Annotated in this window: 11 protein-coding genes; 7 read left to right on the top strand and 4 right to left on the bottom strand. The window is 65.1% G+C overall.

Annotation, left to right across the window (positions count from 1 at the left end):
* Positions 1 to 86: 86 nt before the first annotated feature.
* The 5 genes from WDM24_RS28360 (at position 87) to WDM24_RS28380 (ending at position 5,574) form a co-directional block, all read left to right on the top strand.
* Positions 87 to 1,676, top strand: coding sequence for an ABC transporter substrate-binding protein (locus tag WDM24_RS28360; RefSeq protein WP_338828122.1), 1,590 nt, complete (start codon positions 87 to 89; stop codon positions 1,674 to 1,676).
* Between the two features lie 60 nt (positions 1,677 to 1,736).
* Complete coding sequence (locus WDM24_RS28365) at positions 1,737 to 2,672, top strand: ABC transporter permease (RefSeq protein ID WP_338828124.1); 936 nt, start codon at positions 1,737 to 1,739, stop codon at positions 2,670 to 2,672.
* 67 nt (positions 2,673 to 2,739) lie between these two features.
* Positions 2,740 to 3,561: an ABC transporter permease gene (locus WDM24_RS28370; protein ID WP_338690892.1), complete on the top strand. Its 822-nt coding sequence runs from the start codon at positions 2,740 to 2,742 to the stop codon at positions 3,559 to 3,561.
* On the top strand, positions 3,558 to 4,538 hold the full coding sequence (locus WDM24_RS28375) for an ABC transporter ATP-binding protein (RefSeq protein ID WP_338690893.1): 981 nt from the start codon (positions 3,558 to 3,560) through the stop codon (positions 4,536 to 4,538). The genes WDM24_RS28370 and WDM24_RS28375 overlap by 4 nt, the downstream gene beginning before the upstream one ends.
* Complete coding sequence (locus tag WDM24_RS28380; protein ID WP_338828126.1) at positions 4,531 to 5,574, top strand: oligopeptide/dipeptide ABC transporter ATP-binding protein; 1,044 nt, start codon at positions 4,531 to 4,533, stop codon at positions 5,572 to 5,574. Before WDM24_RS28375 ends, WDM24_RS28380 begins: the two co-directional genes overlap by 8 nt.
* Positions 5,575 to 5,669: 95 nt before the next feature.
* Here the strand turns inward: WDM24_RS28380 and WDM24_RS28385 are convergent, their stop codons facing one another.
* Positions 5,670 to 6,245 carry a DUF2147 domain-containing protein gene (locus WDM24_RS28385; RefSeq protein WP_338832459.1) on the bottom strand — a complete coding sequence of 192 codons (576 nt, stop codon included), beginning with the start codon at positions 6,243 to 6,245 and terminating at the stop codon, positions 5,670 to 5,672.
* Between the two features lie 126 nt (positions 6,246 to 6,371).
* Positions 6,372 to 7,400: an NAD(P)/FAD-dependent oxidoreductase gene (locus WDM24_RS28390; protein ID WP_338828127.1), complete on the bottom strand. Its 1,029-nt coding sequence runs from the start codon at positions 7,398 to 7,400 to the stop codon at positions 6,372 to 6,374.
* Positions 7,401 to 7,563: 163 nt separating this feature from the next.
* On the opposite strand from WDM24_RS28390, the gene WDM24_RS28395 reads away from it, so the two are divergent.
* Positions 7,564 to 8,025: a thioesterase family protein gene (locus WDM24_RS28395; protein WP_338828129.1), complete on the top strand. Its 462-nt coding sequence runs from the start codon at positions 7,564 to 7,566 to the stop codon at positions 8,023 to 8,025.
* Positions 8,026 to 8,031: 6 nt separating this feature from the next.
* Here WDM24_RS28395 and WDM24_RS28400 read toward each other — a convergent pair whose 3' ends face one another.
* Both WDM24_RS28400 and WDM24_RS28405 read right to left on the bottom strand, forming a co-directional pair.
* Positions 8,032 to 8,352 (bottom strand): 2Fe-2S iron-sulfur cluster-binding protein, encoded by a 321-nt coding sequence (locus tag WDM24_RS28400; RefSeq protein ID WP_029085343.1) that lies wholly within the window; start codon positions 8,350 to 8,352, stop codon positions 8,032 to 8,034.
* Between the two features lie 152 nt (positions 8,353 to 8,504).
* Positions 8,505 to 8,882, bottom strand: a complete 378-nt coding sequence (locus WDM24_RS28405; protein WP_338690898.1) for an Hpt domain-containing protein — start codon at positions 8,880 to 8,882, stop codon at positions 8,505 to 8,507.
* A gap of 380 nt (positions 8,883 to 9,262) precedes the next feature.
* On the opposite strand from WDM24_RS28405, the gene WDM24_RS28410 reads away from it, so the two are divergent.
* The gene (locus WDM24_RS28410; protein WP_338828131.1) at positions 9,263 to 15,337 is read left to right on the top strand and encodes a negative regulator of septation ring formation; all 6,075 of its coding nucleotides are present in this window, start codon (positions 9,263 to 9,265) and stop codon (positions 15,335 to 15,337) included.
* Positions 15,338 to 15,488 lie beyond the last annotated feature (151 nt).

Genomic DNA, 15,488 nt, shown 5'->3' on the forward strand with positions numbered 1-15,488 from the left:
TTGGACCCGATCGCCATCAACGTGTGCTTGCGCTTGACGTGCTGCGAGTGGTCAACTCGCTGATCAATACTCCCGTTTGGAGAAGCATGATGTTCAAGCAGATTGCGATAGTGGCAGGTTTGGCACTGGCACTATCCGCCGCAGCGGAGGCCCAGACACCGCGCAAGGGCGGTACCATTCGGATGACCGCGCCCTATGGCTCAAGTTTCACCAGCATGGACATCCATACGACGCAGCGCGCTCAGGACGAGATCTACGCCAAAGCCCTGCATCGGTCGCTCTACATCTGGAATTCCGCCGAAGGCAAGCCGGTGCTGGAACTGGCCAAGGAGGACATCGTCTCCGGCGGAGGTCTCGTTCATACCTTCAAGCTGCGCGACGACGCTTATTTCCACCATGGCCGCAGAATGACCGCCGATGACATCATCTGGAGCTACAATCGCATCATGGACGGCAGCAAGGCCTATCCCGGTGCGCGTTTTGTCCGCGTGATCGAGGGCGCCGCCGGGGTCGAGAATGGAACAGCCAAGGAGATCTCCGGCCTCAGGAAGATCGACGACTTCACCCTCGAAATGAAGCTGACCGAGAAGGTCGATCCGGGCTTCTACTTCTTCACCGCGCTGACCTCGATCTATCCCGCCGACGAGGCCGCGAAGGAGGGCTTCCTGCAAAAGCCGATCGGTCTCGGCCCATTCAAATTCGTCGAGCACGTGCCGGGATCGCGCATCGTGCTTGAGCGGTGGGAGAAATTCTACAAGCCCGGCAAGCCGTACGCCGACAAGCTCATCGTGTCGCTGATGGGCGAAGCCGCGGCACGCGATGTCGCCTTCCGCAACAAGGAAATCGACACCTCGGTGCTCGGGCCCGCGCAGTATGTCGCCTATCAGGCCGACCCCGATCTCAAGGGCACGATCGTCGAAGTCGCCGAAGTCTTCACTCGTTACATGGGGATGAATCCCGCATTCAAACCGTTCTCCGACAAGCGGGTCCGGCAGGCGATCAACCATGCGATCGATACCGATCTGATCATCAAGAAACTGGTCAAGGGCAAGGCCTATCGCGCCACGAGCTGGCTGCCCCTGACCTCGCCGTTCTACGACAAGGCCATGAAGCCCTACGCCTACGATCCCACGAAGGCAAAGCAGCTGCTCGCGGACGCAGGCTATCCCTCCGGCTTCGAATTCGAATGGACGACCAGCCAGAATGAAAGCTGGGGCCTGCCAATCGTCGAGGCCATTATCCCGATGCTGGACAAAGTCGGCATCAAGGTGAAGGTCAAGCAGGTCGAGACCGCGGTGTTGTCGGAAGTCATTCGCAAGGGCGACTTCCAGGCCTATATCTATTCCCAGTCGACCGGCCCGGATCCCCAGGCGGCCCTCAAATGCTTTCACTCGGCGACGCCGCAATCAGCCTGCAACTATATGAGCTTCAAGAACGCGGACTTCGACAGACTGATCGATGAGGCCGGGCAGACCGATGACGCCGCCAAGCGGGGCCAACTGCTGCAGAAGGCCAATGCGCTGCTCTATGACGAAGCGCCGGTCTGGTTCTTCAACTACAACAAGGCGGTCATGGCGGTGCAGCCGTGGCTCAACGGGATCCAGTTGAACGCCACCGAACTGACCCACCAGAACGTCGAAGACCTCTGGGTCGACGAGACCTCGCCCGCGAAGTGACATGTGCTCTCGCCCTCCCTCCATCGCAGCGACTGATGGAGGGAGGGAGGAAAACGTCCAATGCTCGCCTTCCTGATCCGTCGAATCCTGCAAACCATTCCGACCGTGCTGGCCGTCGTGCTGGTGATCTTTGTGCTGTTTAGCGTCGTTCCGGGCAGCATCGTATCGAGCATGGGCGATGACGGCAGAGGGCCGACGGACCCGCAGGTCGTGGAGCGCATGAAGAAGCAGCTCGGCCTCGACGATCCCGTCTACATCCGCTTCGGCTCCTATATCTCGAGGCTTGCAACAGGTGATTTCGGGACGTCGTTCCGGACCCGCGAGCCCGTCACGACCATGATCGCCAAACGGATGTGGCCGACACTGCAACTGATATTCGCAGCCATGACGTTTGCGATCGCGATCGGAGTGCCGCTCGGTTTCATCGCTGCACTGCGGCCAGGCGGCATCGTCGATACGGTCTCGATGGTCGTGGCGGTGTCCGGCCTCTCGATGGCGAAATTCTGGCTCGGGCTGCTGTTGATGTACCTGTTTGCGTTGAAGCTCGGCTGGCTGCCGAGTTTCGGCTATGGCGATGGCGGGCTCAAATATCTGATCCTGCCTGCCGTCACACTCGGCGTCTCGCCGATGGCGCTGCTGGCACGGACGACGCGCGCCGCGGTCCTCGAGATCATGACCGCGGATTTCGTGCGGACCGCGCGCTCGAAGGGCATGAGCGAGACCCGGGTGGTGAAATGGCATGTGTTGCGCAATGCGCTCGTGATCATTCTCACGACCATTGGCCTGCAATTCGGCGCGTTGATGGGACAGGCGGTCGTGGTCGAGAAATTGTTCTCCTGGCCCGGCATCGGCTCACTGCTCGTCGACAGTGTCCTGCAGCGCGATATTCCCACCGTCCAGGGCTCCATTCTCGTGGTGGTGCTGTTCTTTCTCGCGGTCAATACGTTGATCGACGTGGCCTATGCCGTGATCGATCCGAGGATTAGATACGCATGAGCGCCGGTCGGCTCTCTCACAGCTGCGCGCGATTGACCGTACCGCCTGTAGCGGCGGAGCGGCCGCGATGAAGCTCGGAACCAGTCTCATCATCGGCGGGGCGCTGTTTGCGCTTGCGGTCTTCGTCGGCCTGTTTGCGCCCTGGCTGGCGCATACCGATCCCGTCATGGATGCCAACCTCTTGAATGCGGAGGAGCCGCCGAGCTGGATCTGGTGGTTCGGCACCGACGCGCAGGGCCGCGACATCTACTCCCGCGTCCTGTACGGTGCGCGCATCTCGCTGACCGTCGGCATCGTCTCGCAGCTCGTCAACAGTGTGATCGGCGTGACGCTGGGCCTGACCGCCGGCTATTGGGGCGGCTGGTGGGACGACGTCGTCAACGGGCTGACCAATCTCATGCTCGCAATTCCCTCGCTGATCTTCGCGCTTGCCATCATGGCGGTGCTTGGACCCGGCCTGACCAGCCTCCTGATCGCGCTCGGGCTGACCAACTGGTCGTTCTCCTGCCGGATCGCACGGGCGTCGGTGCTGTCGCTCAAGAGCCAGGGCTATGTGCAGGCGGCGAAGGTGCTGGGCTACGGCGATTTGCGTATCATGATCACGCAGCTGCTGCCGAACATGCTCGGGCCGATCATTGTCATCAGCACGCTCGGCATGGGCGGCGCGATACTGGCCGAAGCCGCCCTTTCGTTCCTCGGCCTCGGAATCCGCCCGCCCTTTCCAAGCTGGGGCAGCATGCTGTCGGAGGCCCGCGACCAGATCACCACGGCGCCGTGGCTGTCGGTTTTCCCCGGCCTCGCCATCTTCCTGACGGTGCTCGGCCTGAATCTGCTCGGCGATGGCCTGCGTGACATTCTCGATCCACAGTCGCGGAGCCGGCGCACATGACGGGCCGTCCTCTGATCGAAGTCGAGAACCTGCGTATCGACCTCGACAACGGGTCCAGCCGGGTTGCGGCGGTCGAGGGCGTTTCATTCCGCATCGATCGTGGCGAGACATTCGGCCTGGTCGGCGAATCCGGCTGCGGCAAGAGCATCTCGGCGCTCGCCTTGATCGGTCTGTTGCGCCGGCCGCTTTCGATCGGCGCCGGCGCCATCCGATTTGAGGGCCGGGAGATCCAGGGGCTTCCGGCCGCCGAACAACGCGCGCTGCGCGGCAATCGCATCGCCATGATCTTCCAGGAGCCGATGACGGCGCTCAACCCGGTCTCGCCCGTTGGCCGGCAGATCGCGGAGATGTTCGTGCTGCACCAGGGCAAGAGCTGGCGCGAAGCCGACCAGCTGGCCGTCGAGGCGCTGGCGAGCGTCCGCGTCCCCGCCCCCGAGCGACGGGTGAAAGATTACCCGCACCAGCTTTCGGGCGGCATGCGTCAACGCGTGATGATCGCCATCGCGCTCGCCTGCGGGCCGGACCTGCTGATTGCCGACGAGCCGACCACCGCGCTTGATGTGACCGTGCAGGCGGAGATCATCGAGCTGATGCGGAATCTATGCGCCGAGAGAGGCACGGCGATCCTGATGATCAGCCACGATCTCGGCTTGGTCGCCAACCTCTGCCGCCGCGTCGCCGTCATGTATGCCGGCCGCATCGTCGAGGAGCGCGGCTCGGACGATGTCTTCCGCGCCTGCGCGCATCCCTATACGCAGGGCCTGGTCGACGCGTTGCCGCGGCTGGGCACGCGTGCCGCACTCGGCCGTAGCAGGCTCAAGGAGATCGCGGGCGTCGTCCCGGCGATTGCGGATTTCCCGGCGGGTTGCCGGTTCAATCCACGTTGCGCGCGAGCGACCGAGATTTGCCGGACCACCGCGCCAGAGATGACACTGCTCGGGGAAGACGGATTTGTCAGGTGCCATCACCATGCATGAACCTGCGCGCGGGTCCGGCGGCGATGTCATCCTCAGCGTGGAGGATCTCGCGGTCCATTTTCCGATCGGTGGCGGCTTCCAGGGCGGCGGCCGGAGGCTGCTGCGTGCCGTCGACGGCATCGATCTCGAACTGAAACGCGGTGAATGCCTCGGTCTCGTCGGCGAATCCGGCTGCGGCAAGTCAACCGTCGCGCTTTCGATACTTGGCCTGCTGCCGCCGACGCGCGGCCGCATCGTGCTGGACGGGCAGGTCGTGACCGGGCGGCAATCGATCGATCGAAAGGCATTGGCCCGCATCGTCCAGATCGTGTTTCAGGATCCCTACGCTTCGCTCAATCCCCGCCAGACCGTTCGTCGCACGCTCGAGGCCCCGCTGCGGCTGCATGGCGTGACGGCCAGAAGCGAGATCGACGGACGCGTCGAGGCAATGCTCAAACATGTGGGCCTGCGGCCCGAGCAGGCCGGCCGCTACCCACATGAGTTCTCGGGCGGCCAGCGTCAGCGCATCGGCATCGCTCGCGCGCTGATCCTCAATCCCAGGATCGTCATCTGTGACGAGCCGGTATCGGCGCTGGATGTCTCCATCCGCGCCCAGATCATCAATCTGCTGCTGGAGCTGAAGGAAACACTCGGTCTTTCATACGTCATGATCAGCCATGACCTCGGCGTCGTCGAGCACATGAGCGACCGGGTCGCCGTCATGTATCTCGGCCGCATCGTGGAGACCGGCGGCTGGCGCGAAATCTTCGAACGGCCGGCGCACCCGTACACGCAAACCCTTATCGCAGCGATTCCCGATCCGCTGCGCCGCGCGCCGCTTGGGACGACAAGGGGCGAGCCTCCCAGTCCGCTGAACCCGCCGGACGGATGTGCATTCAATCCGCGCTGTCACTATGCCGAGGCGATCTGCTGCCGCGAGCCTGGGCCATCGCTGGAAACGCGCCCCGATGGACACGCGGTCCGGTGTTGGCGAACTGACGAGATTGCCGGTCGGGCTTTCGCCGACCCTGCCCCAGCCTTCAATCGAGATATCTGAAGTTCTTTGGACCTAATTCAGACGTCAGCGCTCTCGCTCCAAGCGAATCCTTGGCGCGCACGGGAGCACAACTCAAACCAGGCTGAGAGAAGGCCTTACCGCTTCTTCAGCGGCTGCGGCGGTGGCGGCGGAGGCGGCTTCACCGCTACGGCTTGCGCCGGCAGATATTTGGCGACGATCGCGGGATCGAGCTGGGCGATCGCGGTATCCGGCAGCCGGGTCCAGACCTCGTCCTTGCCGAACAGCGAGATGCCGAGATAGCCGCGCATGGTTAGCGTCTGTCCATCGGCGCTCAGCGTCATCTTGGCCTTGTAGATCTTGCCGTCACGAGGATCGAGCACGTTGCCGTTCTCGTACTTCAGGCCATCGCGCTTCATGTCGCGGATAAAGGACAGACCAAGCCACGGCGCGTTCTTGCGGTCGTCAGTGCATTTCGAGCAGACCGGATTCGGCGGATCATCCGGATCGGAGAAAATCTTGGCGATCACGCCCTCGAAGATGCCGTTGTGGTCGATCACCAGGAACCAGCCGTCGGGCTTGCCGTCCACTAGCTTCTGCCAGAGGCCGGCCGCGGATGATGGGTCGGCCGCCTTGGCTGAAAGCGGAGCAGCTAGAGCGAAGGCTGCCGCGATCGCGAAGATCAGCCGAAATCTGGACAGCGCATTCCGCATCGTCATCACCTGATCAATCGACAACTCGAATAGAAGCAGACTACGGCCATTTCACGGAGGGTTCCAGTACCTGCACCGCGCAGGTCATGGCCGATGCCTCCGGCATTGGTCGCTATTGGAGTGGAATCAGTTCACTCCAAGCTTTTTCTGCAAACTCGATGACGAGGTTGTGTACTGGAACACCAGCCGCTTGTCCGGATACACGTAGCGGTGGGCCTTCTGCGCCATCAGCGCGCCCTCGTGGAAGCCGGAGAGAATCAACTTCAGCTTGCCCGGATAGGTGTTGATGTCGCCGATCGCGAAGATACCGGAAATATTGGTCTCGAACGCCGCGGTGTCGACCGGTACCAGATTGTTCTCCAGCGCCACGCCCCAGTTCGCGACCGGGCCGAGCTTCATGGTGAGCCCGAAGAACGGCAGCATCGTATCGCAGGCAATGGTCGAAAGCGCGTTGTCGTTGCCCTTCAACGCCGCGCCGGTGAGCTGGCCATTGGCGCCCTCGAGTCCCGTGACCTGACCGATCTTCAGATCCATCTTGCCGCCGGCGACCAGCGCGCGCATCTGCTCGACGCTGTGCGGCGCTGCGCGGAAATCATCGCGCCGGTGCAGCAGCGTGATGCGCTTGGCGATCGGATGCAGGTTGAGCGTCCAGTCGAGCGCGGAATCGCCGCCGCCGACGATCAGGATGTTCTTGTCGCGAAACTGCTCCATCTTGCGCACGGCATAGAACACCGACGTGCCTTCATAGGCCTCGATGCCGGGCACCGGCGGCCGCTTCGGCTGGAACGAACCGCCGCCGGCCGAGATCACCACGACCTTGCACTCGAACTCCTTGCCGGCGTCGGTCTTCACGCGGAACAGGGGATCGCCGATCTTCTCGATCGACTCCACCATCTCGTTGAGATGGAAGGTCGGGTTGAACGGCTTGATCTGCTCCAGCAACTGCTCGGTCAGGCCATGGCCGGTGACGAAGGGAATGCCGGGAATGTCGTAGATCGGCTTCTCCGGATAAAGCTCGGCGCACTGCCCGCCGATCTTGTCGAGGATGTCGACCAGATGCACCTTCATGTCGAGCAGGCCCAGTTCGAACACGGCGAACAGTCCGCAGGGACCCGCGCCAATAATCAGCACATCGGTTTTGATCACTTCGCTCATATCCGCTTCTTTTCAGTTGAAATCGGCCGGACGGCTTTCGCCTGCCCCAGCCAAGTATGGCCGGACCGGGACATGCATAATAGGGACAGCGGCTGGCGCGGCAACCCCTTGCCGAGCCTGCGCAACTCGGCTGTATGAGCGGAAACCGACGGAGATCCCCCTCGTGAACGCCCCTGTCCGCGCTGACGATGCGCCGCGCCTGGAAGACTTTCCCTACCGCCTGTCCGACAATGTGCGCTTTGCCGATCTCGACCCTAACGGGCACGTCAACAACGCCGTCTATGCAAGCTATTTTGAAACCGGCCGCGTCACGCTGGTGAAGGACCGCAGCATGGGGCTGATACCGGCGGGGCTTGGCTGGATCATGGTGCGCCTCGACATCCATTTCCGCGCCGAGCTGCACTGGCCGGGTCAGATCGAACTCGGGCTCGGTCTCGTCAAGTTCGGACGGACATCGACCACCTTCGATCAGGTGGTGTTTTCGGAAGGGAGATGCGTGGCGTCGGCGAAGGCGGTCACGGTGATGATCGATGAGGCCACGCGCAGGCCGACGCCGCTGCCGGCGGAGATCAAGGACAACTTCCGCCGCTGGGTCCGTCGCGGTGTGAACCCGGACGGCGAATAAGGGACCTTAAGCTTGCCGCTCCGGCGTCGACACGACCAATCCGTCGAGGTCGTCGGTTACCTTGATCTGGCAGGACAGCCGCGAGTTCGGACGCACGTCGAAGCCGAAATCCAGCATGTCCTCTTCCATCGGCGACGGCGCGCCGACCTTCTCGCGCCAGGCTTCATCGACATAGACATGGCAGGTTGCACAGGCGCAGGCGCCGCCGCATTCGGCTTCAATGCCGGGAATGGCGTTGCGGATCGCGCCTTCCATCACCGTCGCGCCGTTCTCGATATCAATGGAGCGTTTCTCTCCGGAATGGTCGATAAAGTGGATTTTGGCCATGATTGCTCGTGCTGCCGGAATGCGCCGGACGATGGTTGGAAAGGTCCCGGCAGTCGTATAACGGGTCGATCCGCACTGCGCTAGCGCGGAGACCGAAAACCTGCCGGCCGGCCCGGACGGGTGCTCAGGCCGCGGCGGCGGCCGTAGAAGGGCTAGGAACGGCGCAGGATCAGCTCGATCGCCGTGCGCGCCTCGGCGATCGCAGCCCCGAGCGCGGCCAGCGGCTGGGCCGGATCGGAACCGCCGGTCAGCGCGGTTTCGAGCTGGGCGGCAGCCTCGGCGACGCCGAATGCGCCGATCGCCCGCGCCGATCCTTTCAGGGTGTGGGCATGGGTCGCCGCCTCGGGCGGCAAGGCAGCCAGCTCGCCGAGGATCCGGGCGGACTGGGTCGAGAACATGGCCAGGACTTCCCGCTCCAGCCCCGGGTCGCCCAGCGTCATGCGCTGCAGGTGATCGAGGTCGATCGGCCCGTCGCCGGGCGCGAGCGGTGGCGATTGCGTCCATTCAACCCGTTCGAGATGAAGCGGCATGGCCTGTCCCTGTCGTCTCCGCCGGGCCTCGCCGGCGGCGCGTTGGCCAAGCCAATCACGAAACTGGTTAACGGATTGTTGTCGGGATGATCGGCAAAACCGCCCCATTCTGGACAATTTCCGGACACAATCGACGTCCTAACGCAGGAATTTCGAGTACCCATAAGGCCTTATGGCGCAAAGCTGTTAACGATGATTAAGAAAGTATTAATCGCAAGCATTTCATTCGCATCGCTCAGCCAATAGGATGTTTGCGGATGTAGCGGACAAGCCGCCGAGGGGGGCGCTTGCGCTCCGCTTGTGGGCACCGGCTTCGAGCTTGCGTGGGGACGATCGCAGGCTCGCCGACGCGTAAAATAGTGAGAGGGCTTGGACTGAACATGGCGAACACTCCCAAGAAGGTCAAAGATCCCACCGAAGTCGCGCTTTCTGCCATCCAGGAAGCCCTCAACATCAGCGAACAAAGCGCGGAGAACCGCAGCCCCCTCAACGAAGGCGCCGCGCCGCCGAATCTGCCGCCGCCTGCGCCCGATTTTTCAGCTGCATCATTCGATCAGCGTCCGAATTCCGATCGCCCGGCGTTCGAGCCGATCGAGGAGCCGCGCGCCCCGCGCCGCGCCGCCAACGATGATCGCGAGACCATCGGCCAGATGCTGCAGACGCTGCAGGGCGGCCGTTCCGCACGCAATGCCTTCACGCTGTTCTTCGTCTGCTCCGGCGCCTGGCTGCTCGGCGGCGCGATCCTGACCATCGCGTTCTGGCCCGCGCTGCAGGCTTCGATGGCCCAGGGCACCGGCGTGCTGGTGCTCGCCGGCCTCGCCGCGCTGTTCGCCGTGCCGATCCTCCTGTTCTACTATCTCGCCAGCCTCGCCGCGCACGGTCAGCGCATGCAGATGATCGCGCAATCGATGGCGCAGGTCGCAATGCGATTCTCCGAGCCGGAAAACGCCGCCGCCGATTCCATGGTGACGGTCGGTCAGGCGATCCGGCGCGAGGTCGCGGCGATGGGCGACGGCGTCGAGCGCGCGATCGCGCGCGCCGGCGAACTCGAGACGCTGGTTGCCAACGAGGTGGCGGCGCTGGAACGCGCCTATTCCGACAACGAAGTGCGCATCCGCGCGCTGCTGCAGGACATCGCCCACCAGCGCGACAATCTGGTCGGCCAGGCCGAGCAGGTGCGCAGCGCGATCTCCGGCGTGCAGATCGACCTGCGCCACGACATCGCGCTGATCTCGGACGCGATCGCCTCGCGCGTCGACGAGGTCGCCAAGAGCATCACCGGCGCGCTGGAAGAGCGCGGCCAGCACATCACGACGGCGCTGAGCCATGCCGGCGACAACATGATCCTCGCGCTCGGCGAGCGCGGCGGCGACCTGCTCGACCGCCTCGAGGAAGCCAGCGCCGAGACCACCCGCGCGGTGATGGACGCCTCCGAGCGGCTCACCACCAGCCTCAACTTCAAGACCGGCCACGTCCATGACGAGTTCGTCGATCTGGCCGATCGCGTCCACGAGATGCTGAACGAGCGCGTCGACCGCATCACCGGCGAGTTCGAGCAGCGTTCGTCTGCGATCGTCGACGGCATCTCCGACCGCACCGAAGAGGTCCACGATTCCCTGAAGAACTCCGCGGACTCGCTGCTGCTCGAGCTCGAGCTGCGCAGCAACGACCTCGTCAGCAAGATCGACGACGCCGGCAACCGCCTCGCCGGCCAGATCATGACGTCCGGTGACAAAGCGAGCGAGGCGCTCGACGTCACCGTCAATTCGCTGGTCGCCAAGGTGGTGGGCCAGACCGAGACCGCGCACGATTCGCTGTCGCTGCAGATGAGCGCGTTCGACGACCTGGTGAAGAACCACGGCAGCGAGCTCGCCGAGAAGTTCGCCCGCGACTCCGGCACGCTCGGCGCGCTGATCACCCGCCACATCTCGGAATTCGACCGCACGGTGAAGACCTTCGGCGGCGATATCGTCGAACGCATGGGCCAGCGCACCCAGGACATCGCCGACAGCCTGAAGACCTATGTCGACACCTTCGACCATCGCGTCACCACGAACAGCGGCGATATCACCGCCTCGCTCGACCAGCGCCTGCTGCAGTTCGAGACCACGCTCGGCAGCCGCGTCACCAATCTCGACGCCTCGCTGAACGACAAGCTGTCGTCGTTCGACTCCTCGCTCGCCAGCAGGATCGGCTCGTTCGACGGCCGCCTGCAATCGCTGGATGACACGATCGACGGCCGCATGAGGACGCTCGAAGTCACCTTCGAGAGCCGCGCCAAGTCGGTCACCGACACCATCGACGGCCATCTCGGCACGCTCGCGACGCAACTGACCGACGGCGCCACCCAGGCGATCCAGTCGATCGACTCGCGCCTCGGCCTGCTCACCACGACCCTGACCGAGGGCACGGTGCAGGCGATCGCTGCGGTCGACCACCGTATCAACGGCGTCACCGAGACCATCGACAACCACAGCAACCGGCTTGCCGACACCATCAACGGCCACAGCACCCGCCTCGCGGAGACCATCGACGGTCACAGCACTCGCCTCGTCGAGACCATCAGTGGTCACAGCTCGAACCTGACCGACACCATCACCGCGCGCTTCACCGATATCCGGCAGGGCATCGAGAGCCGCGTCGGCGTCATCGCCGGCGACATCGACACCCGCGTCGCGCAGTTCGAGGACCTGCTGGGCTCGCGCGTCGAGGCCGTCGCCGGCCGCATCGAGAGCAGCGGCCGCCAGGCGAGCGAGGACCTGATGTCCCGCGCCGAGCTGTTGTCGTCCAGCATCAAGTCCCATGTCGAGGACGCCGAGCGCTCGCTGACCAACCTCGTGGTCAACACCAGCGAGACGATCCAGACCGGCGCGCGCACCGCGCAGCAGGCGCTGCTCTCCGTGTCTTCGGACGTCGGCAACCAGCTCAAGCAGAGCTCGGCCGAGGTCGAGAGCGTGCTGACCGCCGTCGGCACCAGCGCCGCCAATTCGATCCTCACCAGTGCCCGCGACGCGCAGGTCTCGCTGGTCTCCGCCTCCGGCGACGTCGCCTCCCAGATCAAGGCGCTGTCGGAGGATGTCGAGCGCACGCTGCAGGCCGCCGGCAGCGCCACCGCAGCCTCGGTGCTGTCGGGCGCCCGCGACGCGCAGACCACGCTGGTCTCGGCCTCGGCCGAGGCCGCCAGCCAGGTCAAGTCGCTCGCCGCCGATGTCGAGCAGTCGCTGTCGATGTCCGGCTCTGCCGCCGCCGAAGCGATCATGACCGGTGCGCGCGAGGCCCAGACCACGCTGATCGCGACCTCGACCGACGTCACCGGCCAGGTGAAGTCGCTCGCCAGCGACGTCGAGCGCTCGCTCTCGATGGCGGGTTCCGCGACCGCGGAAGCCGTCGTCGCCTCCGCTCGCGAGGCCCAGAGCACGCTTGCCGGCGCGTCCACCGAAGCCGCCAATTTGGCCCGCACGCTCGCGGCCGACGTGCAGCACTCGCTCTCGACCGCCGGCACCGCGACCGCGGAAGCCGTCGTCGCCTCCGCCCGCGAGGCCCAGAGCACGCTTGCCGGTGCGTCCACCGACGCCACCAATCTGGTCCGCACCCTGTCGGCCGACATCGAGCGCTCGCTCTCGATGGCCGGTTCCGCGACCGCGGAAGCCGTCGTCGCCTCCGCCCGCGAGGCCCAGAGCACGCTTGCCGGTGCGTCCACCGAGGCCACCAATCTGGTCCGCACACTGGCGGCCGATATGGAACGCTCGCTGTCGATGGCCGGCTCCGCCACCGCGGAATCGATCACGTCAGGTGCGCGTGAAGCCCAGAGCATGCTGGTCAGCGCATCCGCCGAGTCTGCGACACAGGTGACGGCGCTTGCCGCCGACATCCAGCGCGCGCTGTCGATGGCCGGCAGCGGCACCGCCGAGGCGCTGACTGCCGGTGCCCGCGAGGCGCAGAACACCCTGGTCGCTGCGTCGACAGAAGCCGCCAACCACGTCAAGTCGCTGGCAGTCGATGTCGAGCGTGTGTTGACGTCGGTCGGCACCAACACCGCGCAGTCGATCCTCGGCAGCGCCCGCGACGCCCAGAACTCGTTCGTGGCAACGTCGAGCGAGGCCGCAAGCCAAATCCGCTCGATCTCCGCCGAGATCGAGCGCTCGCTGACCACGGCCGGTGCGGAGACCGCGCAGAGCGTCCTGGGCAGCGCCCGCGAGGCCCAGAGCTCGTTCGCGGCGATCTCCACCGAGGCGGCGACCCAGATCCGCGCGATCTCCGCCGAGATCGAGCGCTCGCTGACCACGGCCGGCGTGGAGACCGCGCAGACCGTGCTGGGCAGCGCCCGCGAGGCGCAGAGCTCGTTTGCGGCAACCTCGGCCGATGCCGCCGCCCAGATCCGCACGCTCTCGACCGATATCGAGCGCGCGCTGGGTGCGGTCACGGCCAAGACCACCGACAACATCCAGACCTCGGCGCAGAACGCGCAGGCCGCCCTGATCAACATGTCCAACGAGGTCTCGACCAAGGTCAAGACGACCTCCGCCGACATCGAGCGCTCGGTGCTGTCGGCTTCCAGCGCGTTCGGCTCGGCGATGACCGGCAAGACCGACGAGATCGTCACCTATGTGCAGCAGCAGACCGAGCGCCTGTCGCAGATCGTCGACGGCCGCCGCGGCTCGCTGGTCGAGGCGCTGACCGCCAAGACCACGCAGCTTGCGACCGACATGGATCGCGCCACTGCGGATGCGCTGAAGGCGATCGAAACCCGCGGCGTCGCCTTCTCGCAGTCGATGTCGGCGCACGGCAGCGATGTCGCGCGCAACATCACCTCGGCCGGCGACCAGGCGACCGGCGCGGTGGCGAAGTCGCTCAAGGAGCTCGAGCAGGCCTCGCGCGCGGCGATCGATCAGTCGCGCCAGGTCTCGATCTCGGCCGTCACCGAGATGCAGGAGACCAGCAAGATCCTGCGCACCGATACGGTCGCGCTGTTCGAGCGGCTGCGCGAGGGCAACATCCTGCTGCAGGAAGTGTTGACCGGCGCCCACGACAACCTCAACTCGCTGGAGCGCGCGCTGGTGACCCGCGTGGCCGACTTCGTGTCCGCCATGAACGACGTCACCTCGCGCAACGGCGTGGCGACCCAGACGCTGGAAGACCAGCTCACGGTGTTCAACAGCAAGACCGGCAAGGCGCTGGAAGATCTTGGCGCGCTGTCGAGCCAGTTCGAGACCCATGGCAAGGCGCTGATCGACGCGGCTGCCGTGGTCGAGCAGGCCAACCGCTCGACGACGGCCTCCGTCAGCGAGCGCAAGTCGGCGCTGGAATCGCTGGTCACCACCATCGACCTGCGCACCACCGATCTCGACCAGCGGCTGTCGCGCTTCACCGGGCTGCTCGATGAATCGCTTGCCGCGGCCGAGGAGCGCGCCCGCGACATCGCACGCGTGGTGGCGGAGACCGCAGGCGCCGGTTCGGCGGCGATCAGCAAGCAGTTCGAGGCGGTGCGCATGGCGGCCGAGAACGAGCGGCAGCAGACCGTCGACGCCATGAACGACCTGTACCAGCAGAGCAACGCCGAGACCGACGCGATGTTCAAGGACTCGACGGAGAAGTTCTCCGCGATGGTCACGGCGATGAAGCAGATGGCGAGCGAGATGCACAACGAGCTCGAGGCCACCCGCAACGAGCTGCGCCGCGGCGTGCTCGAGATGCCGCAGGAGGCCGCCGAGAACACCGCGCAGATGCGCAAGGTGATCGTCGACCAGATCGAGGCGCTGGCCGAGCTGAACCGCATCGTCGCCCATCACGGCCGCGGGCTCGACGTGGTCAGCACCAACCGCGCCAGCGTCCGCCACGAGGAGCCGGTGATGGCTGCCGCCGGCGGCCGCGGCGACGTCCGGATGCGCGACAATGGCAACAGCGCCGCGACGCTGCCGCCGCCCGATCTCGGCATGGCGAGTTCGCGCCGCACCGAGGCCCCGTCGGTCAGTCCGGCAGGCCCCAACAACAACAACAACAACAACAACAACAACGGCGACGGCTGGCTGTCCGACCTGCTCAACCGCAGCGACGCGCCGCCGCCGGCACAGCCGAGCCGCGACGCCCAGCGCCCGCGCCTGCAGCAGCAGCCGGCCGCCAATCCGCTGGAGTCGCTGTCGCTCGACATCGGCCGGCTGATGGACCGGACGCTTGCCGCCGAGATGTGGGATCGCTACCAGCGCGGCGAGAACAAGGCGTTCAGCAAGCGCCTCTACACGCCGGCGGGCCAGAAGGCCTTCGATGAGGTGGCCCGCAAGTACCGCGCCGACCGCGGCTTCAAGCAGACGGTCGACCGCTACATCGCGGAGTTCGAGCGGCTGCTCGACGAAGTCGCCCGCGAAGGCCGCGGCCAGCAAGAGCTGGCTGGCCACCTGACCTCGGAGACCGGGCTGGTCTACACCCTGCTCGCGCATGCGGCAGGACGGCTGGGGTAAGCGTTCAAACCAATCGCGGGACAAGAAACGGAGGCAGCGATGCCTCCGTTTTGCTTTTGACCGACGCAAGAATAGGATTGCGGGAGAACGAGAGCTCAACCCAAAGTCTTTAGCCCAACTCTTCAACCAAGGTCCTTCAAGTCCTCCGGAA

Origin of the sequence: Bradyrhizobium sp. 27S5, assembly GCF_037217225.1 — a bacterium.
Classification (GTDB): Bacteria; Pseudomonadota; Alphaproteobacteria; order Rhizobiales; family Xanthobacteraceae; genus Bradyrhizobium; species Bradyrhizobium septentrionale.